Genomic DNA, 14,892 nt, shown 5'->3' with positions numbered 1-14,892 from the left:
ACATGATCGCGTACAGAGGATTAATCATGAACGTCATCAGCTTCTCCGAGCTTCGCGCCAACATGGCAAAACATTTCGACAAGGTCGAACAGGATCACGATGAACTCATCGTGACCCGGCAGAACCGCGAGCCAATGGTCGTGATGTCTCTCAGCGATTTCGAAAGCTGGAAAGAAACGATGTACCTGCTCGCCAATCCGGCGAATGCAAAGATGCTTCGGGAATCCATTGCAGAATTGGACGCTGGACGCGGTGTTGAACATGCGTTGATCGATCCGTGAAGCTCGTCTTCTCAAGCATCGCCTGGAACCAGTATCAACACTGGCTGGAACACGACCGTACCATCCTTCTGAAAATCAACCAGCTCCTTGCCGAATGCCTGCGCACGCCCTTTGCGGGAACCGGAAAGCCGGAGCCGTTGCGCAACGAGCTGAAAGGCTTGTGGTCAAGGCGGATAACGCAGGAGCATCGGCTGGTTTATCGCGTAACCGGCCGCGGCGATCAGCAGGCCCTCGAAATCGCGGCCTGCCGTTATTATTACGAATAGGCTACTCGCCCTTCCACTCCGGCATCCGCTTGCCCAGAAACGCGCCGATCCCCTCCTGCGCATCGCCCATCAGCAAATTCTCGACCATCACATCCGTCGTATAGGCATAGGCCTCTTCCAGCCCCATCGCCGCCTGTTCGTGGAAAGCCTTCTTGCCGATCCGCAAAGCTTGCGGTGATTTCGAGGCGATTACGGCAGCATATTTATCGACGACCTGTCGCAGATATTGCTTCGGCACGATGCGGTTGACGAGGCCGAAGTCCTTGGCGGTGGACGCATCGATCGTTTCGCCGGTGAGCAGCATTTCCATCGCCTGCTTGCGATGCGCGGCGCGGGAGACCGCCACCATCGGCGTCGAGCAGAAAAGGCCGATATTGACGCCGGGCGTGCAGAAGGTCGCGGTGTCCGTGCAAACGGCGAGATCGCAGCTTGCCACCAGCTGGCAGCCCGCCGCTGTCGCAAGGCCATCCACTTCGGCGATGACGGGTTGCGGCAGCCTTGTGATTTTCAGCATCAGCTCGGTTGCAAGCCGCACTGTCTTTTCAAAAAACGCCCGCCCGTGATCCTCATCGCCGCGATGGGCGGTTATTTCCTTGAGATCGTGGCCGGCGGAAAAGACCTGTCCTGTTGCCGCGAGCACGACGACGCGGATGTCCGGCATCTCCGCCACCGCGTCGAGCTCGGCGGTCAGCGCTTCCATCACGGCAACCGAAAGCGCGTTGGTCGGCGGATGGTTCAGCGTCAGCCGCAGGATGGCATCCGTGCGTTCCTTCAGCAAAAAGCCACGCGGCTCTTCTGGATGCAGGGAAACGATATCGGCCATCGGCAGCTCCTCGATTGGGCATGAATTGAAGGACTGTTGGTACGCCGGGGCTTTCCCCGTTTCAACCTCCCTTCGACTTTAGGCGACTTGCACCCGCGCTCCCGACCGGCTCTAACACCATGAAAAACAAGGGAGGGAAACATCATGGATCTCGCGCCGATCATGACCGTCGAGGAGCTGAACCGTTTCCTCGATACGGATTTTCCTGAAGTCCATACTGATGGCCGCGTGTTCGAGGTCGTCAGCGTCAGCCCCGGCCGCGCCACCATGCGCTTCGATCCCTTGACCCGGCACCTGCGCCCCGGCGCCACCGTCTCCGGCCCCGCGCTCTTCGCGCTTGCCGATGTTGCGGCCTATGTGACGGTGATCGCCCATATCGGTCCGGTCGCCCTTGCCGTCACCACCAATCTCAATATCAATTTCCTGCGCAAGCCGGAGCTCGGGCCGCTCGAATGCCGCTGCAGAATCCTCAAGCTTGGCAAGCGGCTTGCGGTACTTGACGCTGAAATCACCACCGTGGGTGACACGAAAATCATCGCCCATGCCACCGCGACCTATTCCATTCCGCCCAAATAAAATTGTGGTATTATAAAACCACACACTTAAACCACTGAAACTGCTTAATATTTTTTCACAACACCAAACTCACACCGCTTGACCGTATTTCCGACCTTGCGTATAAGCTGCCGCAGATCGCGGTCCTTCGGGGCCGCTTTCCTTTTGGCATGGTTTCCATCAGGCCAAACCCCAAGCAACAAGAAACGCCCGGCGGCAACGTATCGGGTCCAAACGAAAGAGTTTTAACATGGCAACCTTCGTTCAGAAGCCTGCAGAGGTGGAGAAGAAGTGGATCATCATCGATGCCGAAGGCCTCGTTGTTGGTCGCGTCGCTTCCATTATCGCAAACATCCTGCGCGGCAAGCACAAGGCAACCTACACCCCTCACGTTGATGATGGCGACAACGTCATCGTAATCAACGCTGAAAAGGCTGTCCTGACCGGCAAGAAGTACACCGACAAGAAGTACTACTGGCACACCGGTTACCCGGGCGGCATCAAGGAGCGCACCGCGCGCCAGATCATCGAAGGCCGCTTCCCGGAGCGCGTTCTCGAGAAGGCCGTTGAGCGCATGGTTCCGCGTGGCCCGCTCGGCCGTCGCCAGATGAAGAACCTTCGCGTTTACGCCGGTTCCAACCATCCGCATGAAGCACAGCAGCCGACCGTCCTCGACGTCGCCAAGCTGAACAGCAAGAACACAAGGAGCGCCTAATCGTGGCTGATCTCTCTTCTCTGAAAGACCTCGGCACGGCGACTGAAGCAACTGCTTCGGCTCCGGTTCATGTCAAAAAGGTTGACGCCCAGGGCCGCTCCTATGCGACCGGCAAGCGCAAGAACGCAGTCGCCCGCGTATGGGTCAAGCCGGGCTCCGGCAAGATCACCATCAACGGCCGCGAATTTGCAACCTACTTCGCCCGTCCGGTTCTGCAGATGATCCTGCGCCAGCCGATCGTCGCAGCTAGCCGTGATGGCCAGTTCGACATCGTCGCGACCGTCGCCGGTGGCGGCCTTTCCGGCCAGGCCGGTGCTGTTCGTCACGGCATCTCCAAGGCACTCACCTACTTCGAACCGGGCCTGCGCTCGGTCCTGAAGAAGGGTGGCTTCCTGACCCGCGACAGCCGCGTTGTCGAGCGTAAGAAGTACGGTAAGGCCAAGGCCCGCCGTTCGTTCCAGTTCTCGAAGCGTTAATCGCTTACCGGATTGTACCTTTGGAAAAGGCGGCCTTCGAGCCGCCTTTTTCTTTGCCCGGATGCCGGCGGAAAATTCCGGTCCGCCACTCTTTTCCCGTTCCCCCTTCCCGGCCTTGCCGCTATCTTCGCCGCAAACGAAGAAGCCGCAAGAGGAACACCATGGCAAACCGGACGATCGATCACGCAATCACGGCGACTTCGCTGACATCTGCGGCTTCCGACCCCACCCATGCCGGCATCCTCTCCTTTATGCGCCGCAGATACACGAAGAAGCTGACGGGCGTCGATGCCGTCGTCTGGGGCATTCCCTTCGATGCCGCGACGTCCAATCGCCCCGGCGCCCGCTTCGGGCCGCAGGCGATCCGCCGCGCGTCCGCGATCTTCGACAACGATCCGCAATATCCCTTCGAGCGCGATCTCTTTGCCCATATGGCGACGATCGATTACGGCGATTGCCTGCTGGACTACGGCAACCACCAGAAGACGCCTGCGACGATCGAGCGCGAAGCCGCAAAGATCCTGAAGAGCGGCGCCTTCCTGCTCTCCCTCGGCGGCGATCATTTCGTTACGCTTCCGCTGCTGCGCGCCCACGCCGCGGTTCACGGCCCCCTTGCGCTGGTGCATTTCGATGCGCATCAGGATACCTGGGCGGATGAAAAGGGCCGTATCGATCATGGCTCTTTTGTCGGCCGCGCCGTTCGCGAAGGCCTCATTGACACCGAGGCCTCGATCCAGGTCGGCATCCGCACCCATGCGCCGGAAGATTGCGACATCCGTATTCTCTACGGCTACGACGTGGAAGAGATGAGCACGCAGGCGATTGCCGATACGATCATCGAGCAGGTCGGCGACAAGGCTGCCTACCTCACCTTCGATATCGATTGCCTCGATCCGGCCTTTGCCCCCGGCACGGGCACCCCGGTCTCCGGCGGCCCGTCGAGCGCAAAAATCCTCTCCGTGCTGCGCAAGCTCGGTGCGCTGCGCATCAAGGGTGGGGATGTCGTCGAGGTGGCTCCGGCCTACGATCACGCCGATATCACCGCCATCGCCGGCGCGACGGTTGCGATGTACATGCTCGGCCTGCATGCGGAAGAGCTGGCCGAGCGTGAGTCTCTCGCCTGATAAATCCCGCGACGACGGCGTCTGCGTTGCGGGGCCGTCGCACAATGTATATATGCTGCCCGTCAGCTGCCGCCGATCCTCAGACATTGGATCAAGCGGCTGACGATCTGATTCGGGTAGCCTCCGCAGGCATTTGAAAAGACAGGATTTCCCATGAAGCCGAAAATTTTCATCGATGGCGAACACGGTACCACCGGCCTGCAGATCCGCAGCCGCATGGCCGGCCGCGCCGATGTCGATCTCCTGTCTATCCCGGAAGCAGAGCGCCGCAATGCCGCGATGCGCGAAGACCTCTTGAACAGCGCCGATATCGCCATTCTCTGCCTGCCGGACGATGCCTCAAAGCAGGCGGTCACCATGCTCGAAGGCAACAACAAGGTGCGCATCATCGACACCTCGACCGCCTATCGTATCGCGCCGGACTGGGCCTATGGCTTCGCAGAGATGGACAAGGAACAGGCGGGTAAAATCCGAGACGCCCGTCTGGTTGCCAATCCCGGCTGCTATCCGACCGGCGCCATCGGGCTTCTGCGCCCGCTGCGTCAGGCCGGTATCCTGCCGGAAAACTATCCCGTCACCGTCAATGCGGTCTCCGGCTATACCGGCGGCGGCAAGCAAATGATCGCGCAGATGGAAGACCCGGCAAATCCGGACCCGATCAGCTCGCCCCACTTCCTCTACGCCATGCCGCTGAAACACAAGCACGTGCCTGAAATGCGCACCCACGGGCTTCTCGCCCGCGCGCCGATCTTCTCGCCGTCCGTCGGTCGCTTCCCGCAGGGCATGATCGTGCAGGTGCCGCTGTTCCTCGATCAGCTGAACGATGGCGCCACTCTCGAAAGCATCCATGCGGCGCTGACGGCCCATTATGCCGGACAGGATATCGTGACGGTCGTTCCGCTTGAGGAAAGTGCCAAGCTGCCGCGCATCGATGCCGTCGAGCTTGCCGGCAAGGATACGATGAAGCTCTTCGTCTTCGGCACGCCCGGGGCAGAACAGGTCAACCTCGTCGCCCTGCTCGACAATCTCGGCAAGGGTGCCTCGGGTGCTGCGGTTCAGAATATGGACCTGATGCTGTCGGCGTGAGCGAATAGCGAATAGCGAATAGCGAATAGCGAATAGCGAATAGCGAAAAATTCAGGTCTTTCACGACAATCAAGAGGCGCTACCTCCCGTAGCGCCTTTTTCTATTCGCTACTCGCTATTCCCTATTCGCCCTACTGCCTCTCCGCAATCCGCGTCATCCTCGGATATTCTCCGATAAAGCCGCGCCAATGGGCCAGTGCAAAGCCGAGCACGATCAATGCGCCGCCCTGATGGGCGACACCCCAGCCGATCGGCACCTGCATCAGAAGCGTAACAACGCCGATTGCCGCCTGTAGGGTGACCAGCACGAACAGCAATACCGAGCGTCGTGCATGGGTGGTGCCGGAGCCGCGCGCCAGCGAATAGAGCATGTGCACAAGCACCATGGCGAAAAGCACGTAAGCGCCGCAGCGATGAACGAACTGCACCGTCTTCGGGTTTTCGAACAGGTTGATCCAGCCCGGCTGCTGAACGAACAGGTCGCTCGGCACGAGAGCGCCATCCATCAACGGCCACGTATTGTAGCTCAGGCCCGCGTCGAGCCCGGCCACCAGCGCGCCAAGGTAAATCTGGAACAGCGCCATGATGGCGATCGCCGCCGCCATCGTCTTCGAACAGCTTGCCGGGGGCGCGTCATCGGAATGCGGCGAAAGCCCGCGAGCGATCCAGACGCAGGAAGCAAAAATAAGACAGGCGACGACGAGATGCGTCGCCAAGCGATACTGGCTGACGTCTGTGCGGTCAGCCAGTCCCGAGGAAACCATCCACCATCCGATGAACCCCTGAAACCCGCCCAGGGCGAGAATGCCGAGAAGCGGCAGCTTCAACCTGGGTTCGATTCTGCCCCTGATCCAGAACCACGCGAGCGGCAAGGCAAAGACGATGCCGATCGAACGGGCAAGCAAGCGGTGCGCCCATTCCCACCAGAAGATCGTCTTGAAACCCTCGATGGTCATGTCGCTATTGAGCTGGGAATACTGCGGAATCTGCTTGTAGAGTTCGAACTCCTCTACCCATTCCGCATCGCTGAGCGGCGGGATGACGCCGTGGATCGGCTTCCATTGGGTAATCGAAAGCCCCGATTCCGTCAGCCGCGTTGCGCCGCCCACAAGCACGAGCGCAAACAGCGTGAACACCACGATCCACAGCCATGTGCGGATTTGCCGGCGATTGCGGCTCACCGTATCGATTTCACCGCGAAGATGTTGTTCCGTTGCGATCGCATTCGTCATCAGGTCGTTCCGATCTCAAAGGCAGGGGACGGCGATTTGTCCCAAGGCTGAAGCATCAAGCAGTTGATTTGCACCAGAGCACGATGCAAAACAAGGCTTGCCCCTTTGCGGCATGCCGTCGCGGCCTGACGAACAGGGCCGACGTGACTGCCACCCACCGGAAAGTCTTGAATGCCCGTACGTCTTCGAAAACTGATCGGCACCATCCTGATCATCATCCTCGTGATCGTTTATGCGATTGGCGCAACCACATTTGCCTCGCAGTTTCTCGGCGCCTCTGCATGGTGGGTGCATCTGCTCTATTTCTTCTTCACCGGCCTTCTCTGGGTTCTGCCGGCCATGCTGATCATCAAGTGGATGGAAAAGCCGGTCAAACCGGAGTGAGGATCACCGCATGAGAATTGCCGTCATCGCCGATATCCATGGCAACGATCTCGCGCTGGAAGCCGTTCTGGCCGATATCGATCGCCAGGGTATCGATGATGTCGTCAATCTCGGCGATCACCTGAGCGGCCCGCTGAACGCCGCCCGTACCGCCGATCTCCTGATGACGCGGAATTTTCCGTCCGTTCTCGGCAACCACGACCGCTATCTGATCTCGAAATTCCCTGCCGCGATGGGAGCATCCGACCGCGCCGCCTTCGATCAGTTGTCGAAGGACCACCTCGAATGGCTGAGAGGCCTTCGCCCGACGCTCGTTCATCATGACGAGATCCTGCTCTGCCATGGCACGCCGGACAGCGACGAGACCTACTGGCTTGAAGACCTGACGCCGGATGGCGTCGTCCACATGGCAGACAGGCGAACGATCGAACGCAGGCTCGGCCACGCCGATTTCCCCGTCATCGTCTGCGCGCATACGCACATTCCTCGGATGATCCGGCTGCCGAAGGGCCCGCTTGTCGTCAACCCCGGAAGCGTCGGTTGCCCCGGCTATGACGATGATGTTCCGGTGCCGCATCAGGTGGAAAACGGCACGCCGGACGCTTCCTACGCCATACTGGAAAAAAGCGCCGGCAACTGGCAGGTCAGCTTCCGCCGTGTCGGCTACGATCATCGCGCCATGGCATCCCTTGCCGCCCAGAGAGGCAGGGCCGAATGGGCAAGTGCTTTGGGAAGCGGCTGGCTCGACGTGCCGTTGTCCTGAAAGCGGGTTCTTGCCGACTGCCGGTTTATTATTTCAGTAACCGCATTGCGAAATTTCCGATTGCAGCCCGGTTTCACGGCTCCAATTTAAATGAAAACGACGGTTTCGCGCTGTAGAACACCTATGATTGAAAACCGAGACAGCAGCTGTCATGAACATCGCGCGCCTCAACATCATGCCTGCAGACGAGGCTCCCCGCCGCGTGTGGGTGGCCGAGCGCAACCGTTTTCAGGAACTTCTCGCCCCCGGCGAAGCCCATTCCGCCCTCAATCTCACCGTTCATGTCAGTCTTGAGCGACTGGAGGAGGAGTGGCGAGCTCTCGAAAGCGGCAACCAGGTTTCCCTCCATCAGAGTTTCGACTGGTGCTCCACATGGGCTGCATCCCATGAAAACCAGCTTCTCCTGGTTCGCGGCCGCATCGGGCAGCAAACGGCTTTCATTCTCCCTCTGGAACTCGTCCGTGGCCGTTTCTTCCGAACCGTGCGCTTCATCGGTGCTGATCATTCCAACATCAACACCGGCGTTTTCGCCGAAGATCTCGAGCTGGCGCAAAACGAACAGCTTGCCTCGAAGCTGATCGAGGAGCTGTCGCTCAAGCTCTCGCGGGTGGCCGATATCGTCACGCTGGAAAAGATACCGCTGGCCTGGCGCGGATCACGCCATCCGCTCGCCAGCCTCCCCGCAGTCAAAAACCAGAACGCCTCCTACCAGCTTCCGCTGTTTGAAAGTTTCGAGCGCACTCTGGCGCAGCTCAATGCCAAACGGCGGCGCAAGAAGTTCCGGGTCTCGGAAAAACGTCTGGAAGCTTTGGGCGGATACGAGCATGTCGTTGCCGCGACGGAAGAGGAACGGCGAAAGTTGCTCTGCGTTTTCTTCCGGCAGAAAGCAGAGAGATTCAAGGCAATGGGGCTCCCCAATGTCTTCCAGGATGCGGAGACGCAAGCTTTTTTCCACGCCCTGGCGGATCGCCCGCATACGCATGACAACCGCCCCCTTGAGCTGCATGCCATCCGCCTGAAGGGCGAGAATGCGGGGCGTATCGTTGCTGTCGCCGGCCTGTCGCGCAAAGGCGATCATGTGATCTGCCAATTCGGATCGATTGACGAAACGCTCGCAGCCGAATGCAGCCCCGGCGAGTTTCTGTTCCATATCGCGATTGAAAAATGCTGCCTCGAAGGCGCCGCGCTTTTCGATTTCGGCATTGGCGACCAGCCCTACAAGCGCTCCTGGTGCACCGTCGAGACGCCGCAATACGATATCGTCCTGCCGCTCACGACACGCGGAAGGCTGGCGGCCTTCGTGCATCGCACGATCGTGCGCACCAAGGCGGCCATCAAGAAGAACCGGCGGTTCTACAATTTCATCCAGAAAATCCGTCAGAAGCGCCAGTCAGCGTACGGCGCGGCGGAAACGGCGGAGAGCTGAGACCTCCAGCGGAATACGTCAGGCAGCATCCCGATCCGGATCGCCCGAACGCGGACCGTCGCTATCCATCATCAAGAGGATGTCGCTGAAGCCGGCTTCACCGAGGTTTTCGACCAGAGCGACCATCTCGTCCGGCGCCGTACCCAAAGCCGAAATCACGACCGTCACGTCATTCGCCCGCGCCACCCGTGCGACCGCCGCCGTTGCCGCCGGGCCGCATTCCACCAGAACGGTGTCATAGGCATTGGCGAGCGCATCCACGATCATCGGAAGCCGGTCGATCCCCCGCATTGCCTGCGCCGGATCGGCATCTCCCGCGGGAATGATATGGGCATCCGACAGCCGGTCGGCATGGATCGTATCCGAGAATGCGACTTCACCAGCCAGCAGGTTGGTGATGCCGGGCAAGCGGCGGGACTGCGCCATCAGCCGGCTCGGGCAGGCCGATCCCGTCAGATCGATCATGACGATCCTGCGGCCGTTCTCGGCCAGCAGCCGCGCCAGCATCACGACATTGGTCGATCCCTTGTCGCCGGAGGGCGAAACCGAGACGACCACCCTCGCCTGCCGCGCCTCGATATGGTCCGCAATCGCCGCGATGCTGAAGTCTTCGTCAAAGGCAACCTCTTCCCGCTTCGGTGTTGCCGGCGCCATCTTCACGGCCGGAATCGGCTGCGGCGGCGTTCGGGTCTCTGCGGCAACGGGCTTTATCACCGGTTCGGGATCGACGCCAACCGGACGCAGCGCGCGTCCGCTGAACAGTTCCGCAAGCATGATCACCACGCAGCTGACGAGGAAGCTGGCAAGACCGGCAACGATCGTGATCGGCAGCACCTTGGGGAAGTAGGCTTCCGTCGGCTCCACCGCCTTCGAGATGATGCGGGCGTCCGCCGGGGTGGCGTTGCTGCCGACCCGCGACGTCGCCTCGCGATAACGGGCCAGATAGGTCTCGAGCAGCTGCCGTTGGGCTGTGGCTTCGCGCTCCAGCGCTCGCAGTCCCACCTCGTCCTCGCCGGCCTTTGCCGAAGCGGCCTTCAGCGTGTTCATCTGCTGGATCAGCTGGCGCTCACGCAGGCGGGCGACACCCGCCTCGTTGTCGAGGCTTGCGAGGATCTTCTGCGTCTCGCTGCGAATCTGCTCGCGGATACCCTGCAGCTGTGATTTCAGGCCTTTCAGGCGCGGATGCCCGTCGAGCAGAGATGTCGAGAGGTCGGCAATCTGGCCCTGAATATTGGATTCGTTCTCCTTCAGCCGCTGGATCATCTGCGATCCGACGACGTCGTTCAGCGTATCGGCATCGCGGCCGCTGGCGAGCGTGGTGCGCACGCCTTCGGCCCGGGCTTCCGCGCTTGCCCTTTCGCTGCGCACGCGCGCCAGCTCGGCGGAAATATCGTTCAGCTGCTTTGTCGCGAAATTGCTATTGTCGCTGCTGAGCAGAAGGTCGGACGTGGCGCGGTAGTCAGCCACCTTGGCTTCGGCTTCGCGGACCTTTTCGCGCAGGTTGGCAATTTCCGGCTCCAGCCAGCGGCTTGCTTCGGAATTGGAATCGAGCTTTGCGCCGCTTTGCAGCGACAGATAAACCTTTGCCATCTCGTTCGGGATAGCCGCTGCCAGCTTGCGGTCCTTGGAGCTGAACATGATGGCGACGACACGCGCCTTCTCGACCTGATAGACCTGAAGCTTCTGTTCGAACTCCTTCAACACGCGCTCTTCCGGCGGCAGGTCGAGCGGGTTTTTCTTCAACCCGAACATGACCATCAGGTCCGAAAGCGCCGACGGGTTGGCCGTCGGGTCGAACTCCTTCAGCTCATGAAGCTTCATGTTGCGGGCGACCTGCTTGATCAGGTCGGCCGACCGCAGCACCTGGACCTGGCTTGCAATGGCAGATTCGTCGAATTCCCGATCCGCAGGCATCTGAACCTGATTGGTGCCGCTGAACTCCGGCTCGCGTGATTCGATCAGCAGCCGCGTCTCGGATCGATAATCCGGCGAAATCATGCTGGCGCCGACAAAGGCCGCGCCGGTGAAGAACACCGTCGTCAAGAGGACGCGCATGCGTCGTTTCCAGATCGCGCGAACGAGCCCACCGAGATCGATGTCAACATCCTGTTGCGCGCCGCCGACGTTCGACATCGCCTATACTCCAGACCAAGACCAAGTTAACGGCACCGTAAACAAACATGGTAACGCAAGAGTTAATGGCCCTGCCCTGTCGACTTTCAGCCAATCCGGAGCATGAGTATCGATAGCACGGGCAAATATAGTGCGGATCGGCCTGTCGTTTTTTACCGGCTATTAACCCTAACAGATCGATAACAGATGAAAGAGCAGCATCGAGCAGCACGAGAGCAGTATGACTGTCGCGAGAACGAAATCGGTATTGACGCTGGCCGCAGCGAGCCTGTTGTGCGTTGCGCTTGCAGGCTGCAACACCTACCAGCCGGCGCCGAAGGCATTCAACGAAGCATCGATCCAGCCCTATCGCCTCGACAGCGGCGACCGTCTGCGCGTCAATGTCTTCGAACAGGCGGGTCTCACCGGTACCTATACCGTGGATCAGGCCGGCTATGTCGCCTTCCCGCTGATCGGCGCGGTTCCCTCGCGTGGCCACACGCTGCCGGAACTTGAAAAGATGATCGCCGGCAAGCTGCGGCAGGGTTATCTGCGCGATCCCGATGTCACCATCGAGGTCGATCGCTACCGTTCCGTTTTCATCATGGGCGAAGTCGGCCAGGCCGGGCAATATTCCTATGTGCCGGGCATGACCGTCCAGAACGCAATCGCCGTCGCAGGCGGTTATTCGCCCCGCGCCAACCAGCGCGACGTCGATGTCACGCGCAAGATCAACGGCCGCGTCATCACCGGGCGGATCTCGATCTCTGAACCGATCATGGCGGGCGACACGGTTTATGTCCGAGAACGGCTGTTCTAAGCGCCATGCTAGACCCGACAGGCCCGCGCCCTCTCAGGATCATCCACTGTTTCAGATCGCCGCTCGGAGGCATTTTCAGGCACGTCCGCGATCTGGCAGAGGCCCATGCGAAGGCAGGACACGAGGTCGGCATTCTCTGCGACAGCACCACCGGAGGAAGTTACGAGGACAAGCTTTTTGACGAAATCCGCCCGTTTCTGGCGCTGGGCCTCGTGAGGTTGCCCATCCGCCGGTCCATCGGCCCGTCGGACATCAAGGCCCTTTGGGGCAGCTACAAGGAAATACGCAGTTTGCGGCCGGATATCATCCACGGTCATGGCGCCAAGGGCGGCGCCGTTGCCCGGATCATCGGCTCAGCCTTGCGGGTAAACAGGTATTGCGTTGCCCGCCTTTATTCGCCGCACGGCGGCAGCCTGCACTATGACAAGAAGACGATGCTCGGGAAAAGCGTCTTCTTTCTTGAGAAGATTCAGGAATATTTCACCGATGCGATCGTGTTCGTCTGCGATTTCGAGCGCTGCACCTATGAGGCGAAGGTCGGTCGCCCGAGCACCTACAGCGAGCGCATCTACAACGGCGTCAACGACGCCGATTTCGGAAAGGTCTTTGCCCGCCCGGATGCGGCAGATTTTCTCTATATCGGCATGCTGCGCGATCTGAAGGGGCCGGACGTTTTCATCGATGCTTTCGCCCGCACGGAACGTCTGATCGGCCGCCCGCTTTCGGCGATCATGGTCGGCGATGGCCCGCAGAAGGCCGAGTACGAGCAGATGATGCTGGAGCGGGGGCTTGGCCGTCGCATCCAGATGGTTCCGGCCATGAAGGCAACCGATGCCTTCGCCTTCAGCCGTACCGTCGTGGTACCATCGCGCGCCGAAGCCATGCCCTATATCGTTCTGGAGGCCCTTGCGGCGGAAAAGCCCGTCATTGCGTCGGCCGTCGGCGGCATTCCGGAAGTGCTTGGCGCCAACGCCCATGTGCTGGCCCCGCCGGGCGATCCCCAGGCCCTTGCAGCCATCATGACCCAATCTGTGACAGATGCCGACTGGGCAAGATCGGCCATGCCGGAGCCCCGGCATTTCAAGAACAGTTTTTCAAGCTCCGCTATGGCCGGCTCGCTGATGCACCTCTACAGAAGGCTGCTGTCGGACAAGCGGCCGACCGCGCGATCCAAGGAACCCGTAAGCGTTTCTTAGGGCCTTTCTGCTATCTCCGAAGCCAGTCAATGGCCGGACGAGCATCATGAACCAGATCGACAGACCGGAAACTTTCGATACGGAAGCCTTGCGCCGCAAGATTTCGGAAATCCGCACGCGGGCGCCCGGCGAAGACGCTCCTTCGGAACATCCGACAAGCCTCAATCCCCTGGCCCGGCGCGTCGCCGCCCAATTCGGCGTCGAGACCTATTCCCCGGCGATGATTATCGGCCTGCTGCGCCTCTTTGAGTTCGCGGCCCTTTTCACCATCGGTTATGCGATCGTGGCGTTTTCCGTCGTCCCGCAGCTGTCGCAATGGCTTGGCTATAGCGCCCTTCTGATCGTCGGCAGCGGACTGGCTGTCGGTTTTATCCAGGCATCCGACAGCTACCAGGTGCCGATGCTGCGTTCTGCCATGCGTGCCATCCCGCGGGTTCTGCTCGCCTGGAGCGCATCCTTCGCTGCCGTCGCCCTCACCTATCTGCTCTTCCGGGGTATGGCGGGTCTGCATTCGATCTGGGCGGAAGTCTGGTTTGCCGGTGGCGCCGTCTTCCTCGTGCTGGAGCGCTTTTTCATCGCCTATTCGATCCGTCGCTGGTCGCGAAACGGCATCATGGAACGTCGCGCCGTCATCGTCGGCGGGGGCCAGCCTGCCAAGGATCTCATTCGCAACATCGAAATGCAGAGCGACAACGACATCCGCATCTGCGGCATTTTCGACGATCGCGACGAGCGCCGCTCGCCTCACATCATCGCCGGCTATCCGAAACTTGGCACGATCCCCGAACTCGTCGAGTTCGCCCGCCTGACGCGCGTCGATATCCTGATCATCGCCCTGCCGCTGACGGCCGAAAAACGCATTCTCGAGCTTCTGAAGAAGCTCTGGGTTTTGCCGGCCGATATCCGCATCGCCGCGCATGCCGGAAATCTTCGTTTCCGCCCGCGCAGTTATTCCCATATCGGCAAGGTCGCCATGCTCGATGTCTTCGACAAGCCGATCGCAGACTGGGATTCGGTCGCCAAGCGCGCCTTCGATCTCTTCTTCAGCCTCGTGGCGCTTGCCCTGCTCTGGCCCGTCTTCATCGGCGCCGCCATTGCCGTGAAAGCCACATCCAAGGGCCCGATCATCTTCAAGCAGAAGCGCCATGGCTTCAACAACGAGATCATCGAGGTCTACAAGTTCCGCTCCATGTACAGCGACATGAGCGACCCGTCGGCGCGCAATGCCGTCACCAAGGGCGATCCCCGCGTCACGCCCGTCGGTCGTTTCCTGCGAAAATCCTCGATCGACGAATTGCCGCAGATATTCAACGTCCTCAAGGGCGAGCTTTCGCTCGTCGGCCCGCGCCCCCATGCGGCAGCAGCCCAGACGGCAGACCGTGTCTATTCCGACGTGGTCGAGGGCTACTTCGCCCGCCACCGCGTCAAACCGGGCGTGACCGGCTGGGCGCAGATCAACGGCTGGCGCGGCGAGATCGACAGCGACGACAAGATCAAGTTCCGCACGGCCTACGATCTCCACTATATCGAGAACTGGTCGCTCTGGTTCGATCTGAAGATCCTGTTCCTGACGCCGATCCGGCTCCTCAACACGGAAAACGCCTATTGAGCGCGCTCGCCGATAGCCCTTCCG

The 14,892-nt window shown here is 60.4% G+C and carries 16 protein-coding genes; 13 read left to right on the top strand and 3 right to left on the bottom strand.

What is annotated here, in order from left to right; translation table 11 throughout:
- The first annotated feature begins 26 nt into the window (after nt 1-26).
- Nucleotides 27-281, top strand: coding sequence for a type II toxin-antitoxin system Phd/YefM family antitoxin (locus BLX89_RS00260; protein ID WP_075288671.1), 255 nt, complete (start codon nt 27-29; stop codon nt 279-281).
- Nucleotides 278-547, top strand: a complete 270-nt coding sequence (locus BLX89_RS00255) for a Txe/YoeB family addiction module toxin (RefSeq protein ID WP_075288670.1) — start codon at nt 278-280, stop codon at nt 545-547. Before BLX89_RS00260 ends, BLX89_RS00255 begins: the two co-directional genes overlap by 4 nt.
- Nucleotide 548: 1 nt before the next feature.
- Here the strand turns inward: BLX89_RS00255 and BLX89_RS00250 are convergent, their stop codons facing one another.
- Nucleotides 549-1,370 (bottom strand): enoyl-CoA hydratase, encoded by an 822-nt coding sequence (locus BLX89_RS00250; RefSeq protein ID WP_075288669.1) that lies wholly within the window; start codon nt 1,368-1,370, stop codon nt 549-551.
- Between the two features lie 144 nt (nt 1,371-1,514).
- Between BLX89_RS00250 and BLX89_RS00245 the strand changes: the two genes are divergently transcribed.
- The 5 genes from BLX89_RS00245 (at nt 1,515) to argC (ending at nt 5,326) form a co-directional block, all read left to right on the top strand.
- Nucleotides 1,515-1,946, top strand: coding sequence for a PaaI family thioesterase (locus BLX89_RS00245; protein WP_075288668.1), 432 nt, complete (start codon nt 1,515-1,517; stop codon nt 1,944-1,946).
- 229 nt (nt 1,947-2,175) lie between these two features.
- Entirely contained in the window at nt 2,176-2,640 is a 465-nt protein-coding gene (gene rplM, locus BLX89_RS00240) for a 50S ribosomal protein L13 (RefSeq protein ID WP_075288667.1), read from the top strand.
- A 2-nt stretch (nt 2,641-2,642) separates the two neighbouring features.
- The gene (gene rpsI, locus BLX89_RS00235) at nt 2,643-3,116 is read left to right on the top strand and encodes a 30S ribosomal protein S9 (protein WP_075288666.1); all 474 of its coding nucleotides are present in this window, start codon (nt 2,643-2,645) and stop codon (nt 3,114-3,116) included.
- Between the two features lie 161 nt (nt 3,117-3,277).
- A complete protein-coding gene (gene speB / locus BLX89_RS00230) occupies nt 3,278-4,240 on the top strand; it encodes an agmatinase (RefSeq protein WP_075288665.1) in 963 nt (320 codons plus the stop codon).
- A 153-nt stretch (nt 4,241-4,393) separates the two neighbouring features.
- Complete coding sequence (gene argC, locus BLX89_RS00225; protein WP_075288664.1) at nt 4,394-5,326, top strand: N-acetyl-gamma-glutamyl-phosphate reductase; 933 nt, start codon at nt 4,394-4,396, stop codon at nt 5,324-5,326.
- A 131-nt stretch (nt 5,327-5,457) separates the two neighbouring features.
- Here the strand turns inward: argC and BLX89_RS00220 are convergent, their stop codons facing one another.
- Nucleotides 5,458-6,558, bottom strand: a complete 1,101-nt coding sequence (locus BLX89_RS00220) for a COX15/CtaA family protein (protein ID WP_075288663.1) — start codon at nt 6,556-6,558, stop codon at nt 5,458-5,460.
- Nucleotides 6,559-6,729: 171 nt separating this feature from the next.
- Here BLX89_RS00220 and BLX89_RS00215 point away from each other — a divergent pair, with 171 nt between their 5' ends.
- From BLX89_RS00215 to BLX89_RS00205, 3 genes are all read left to right on the top strand, one after another.
- A complete protein-coding gene (locus BLX89_RS00215; RefSeq protein WP_075288662.1) occupies nt 6,730-6,942 on the top strand; it encodes a DUF2842 domain-containing protein in 213 nt (70 codons plus the stop codon).
- 10 nt (nt 6,943-6,952) lie between these two features.
- Nucleotides 6,953-7,705 (top strand): metallophosphoesterase family protein, encoded by a 753-nt coding sequence (locus tag BLX89_RS00210; RefSeq protein WP_075288661.1) that lies wholly within the window; start codon nt 6,953-6,955, stop codon nt 7,703-7,705.
- A 151-nt stretch (nt 7,706-7,856) separates the two neighbouring features.
- Complete coding sequence (locus BLX89_RS00205) at nt 7,857-9,131, top strand: GNAT family N-acetyltransferase (RefSeq protein WP_083637289.1); 1,275 nt, start codon at nt 7,857-7,859, stop codon at nt 9,129-9,131.
- 18 nt (nt 9,132-9,149) lie between these two features.
- Here the strand turns inward: BLX89_RS00205 and BLX89_RS00200 are convergent, their stop codons facing one another.
- Entirely contained in the window at nt 9,150-11,264 is a 2,115-nt protein-coding gene (locus tag BLX89_RS00200) for a GumC family protein (protein WP_075288660.1), read from the bottom strand.
- A 220-nt stretch (nt 11,265-11,484) separates the two neighbouring features.
- On the opposite strand from BLX89_RS00200, the gene BLX89_RS00195 reads away from it, so the two are divergent.
- From BLX89_RS00195 to BLX89_RS00185, 3 genes are read left to right on the top strand one after another with little or no spacing between them, the layout of a single operon-like run.
- Complete coding sequence (locus BLX89_RS00195; protein ID WP_075288659.1) at nt 11,485-12,063, top strand: polysaccharide biosynthesis/export family protein; 579 nt, start codon at nt 11,485-11,487, stop codon at nt 12,061-12,063.
- Between the two features lie 5 nt (nt 12,064-12,068).
- Nucleotides 12,069-13,259, top strand: a complete 1,191-nt coding sequence (locus tag BLX89_RS00190; RefSeq protein ID WP_075288658.1) for a glycosyltransferase family 4 protein — start codon at nt 12,069-12,071, stop codon at nt 13,257-13,259.
- A gap of 46 nt (nt 13,260-13,305) precedes the next feature.
- A complete protein-coding gene (locus BLX89_RS00185) occupies nt 13,306-14,868 on the top strand; it encodes an undecaprenyl-phosphate glucose phosphotransferase (protein ID WP_075288657.1) in 1,563 nt (520 codons plus the stop codon).
- Nucleotides 14,869-14,892: the final 24 nt, after the last annotated feature.

The organism is Pararhizobium arenae, assembly GCF_001931685.1.
Taxonomy (GTDB): domain Bacteria; phylum Pseudomonadota; class Alphaproteobacteria; order Rhizobiales; family Rhizobiaceae; genus Pararhizobium; species Pararhizobium arenae.
This window is presented reverse-complemented; position numbering and strand designations above follow the sequence as displayed.

What these genes read in the sequence shown, in the direction of transcription:
- BLX89_RS00260 (WP_075288671.1), top strand. Translation starts at nt 27, where the DNA reads ATGAACGTCATCAGCTTCTCCGAGCTTCGCGCCAACATGGCAAAACAT.
- BLX89_RS00250 (WP_075288669.1), bottom strand. Translation starts at nt 1,370, where the DNA reads ATGGCCGATATCGTTTCCCTGCATCCAGAAGAGCCGCGTGGCTTTTTG.
- BLX89_RS00245 (WP_075288668.1), top strand. Translation starts at nt 1,515, where the DNA reads ATGGATCTCGCGCCGATCATGACCGTCGAGGAGCTGAACCGTTTCCTC.
- rplM (WP_075288667.1), top strand. Translation starts at nt 2,176, where the DNA reads ATGGCAACCTTCGTTCAGAAGCCTGCAGAGGTGGAGAAGAAGTGGATC.
- speB (WP_075288665.1), top strand. Translation starts at nt 3,278, where the DNA reads ATGGCAAACCGGACGATCGATCACGCAATCACGGCGACTTCGCTGACA.
- argC (WP_075288664.1), top strand. Translation starts at nt 4,394, where the DNA reads ATGAAGCCGAAAATTTTCATCGATGGCGAACACGGTACCACCGGCCTG.
- BLX89_RS00220 (WP_075288663.1), bottom strand. Translation starts at nt 6,558, where the DNA reads ATGACGAATGCGATCGCAACGGAACAACATCTTCGCGGTGAAATCGAT.
- BLX89_RS00215 (WP_075288662.1), top strand. Translation starts at nt 6,730, where the DNA reads ATGCCCGTACGTCTTCGAAAACTGATCGGCACCATCCTGATCATCATC.
- BLX89_RS00210 (WP_075288661.1), top strand. Translation starts at nt 6,953, where the DNA reads ATGAGAATTGCCGTCATCGCCGATATCCATGGCAACGATCTCGCGCTG.
- BLX89_RS00205 (WP_083637289.1), top strand. Translation starts at nt 7,857, where the DNA reads ATGAACATCGCGCGCCTCAACATCATGCCTGCAGACGAGGCTCCCCGC.
- BLX89_RS00200 (WP_075288660.1), bottom strand. Translation starts at nt 11,264, where the DNA reads ATGTCGAACGTCGGCGGCGCGCAACAGGATGTTGACATCGATCTCGGT.
- BLX89_RS00195 (WP_075288659.1), top strand. Translation starts at nt 11,485, where the DNA reads ATGACTGTCGCGAGAACGAAATCGGTATTGACGCTGGCCGCAGCGAGC.
- BLX89_RS00190 (WP_075288658.1), top strand. Translation starts at nt 12,069, where the DNA reads ATGCTAGACCCGACAGGCCCGCGCCCTCTCAGGATCATCCACTGTTTC.
- BLX89_RS00185 (WP_075288657.1), top strand. Translation starts at nt 13,306, where the DNA reads ATGAACCAGATCGACAGACCGGAAACTTTCGATACGGAAGCCTTGCGC.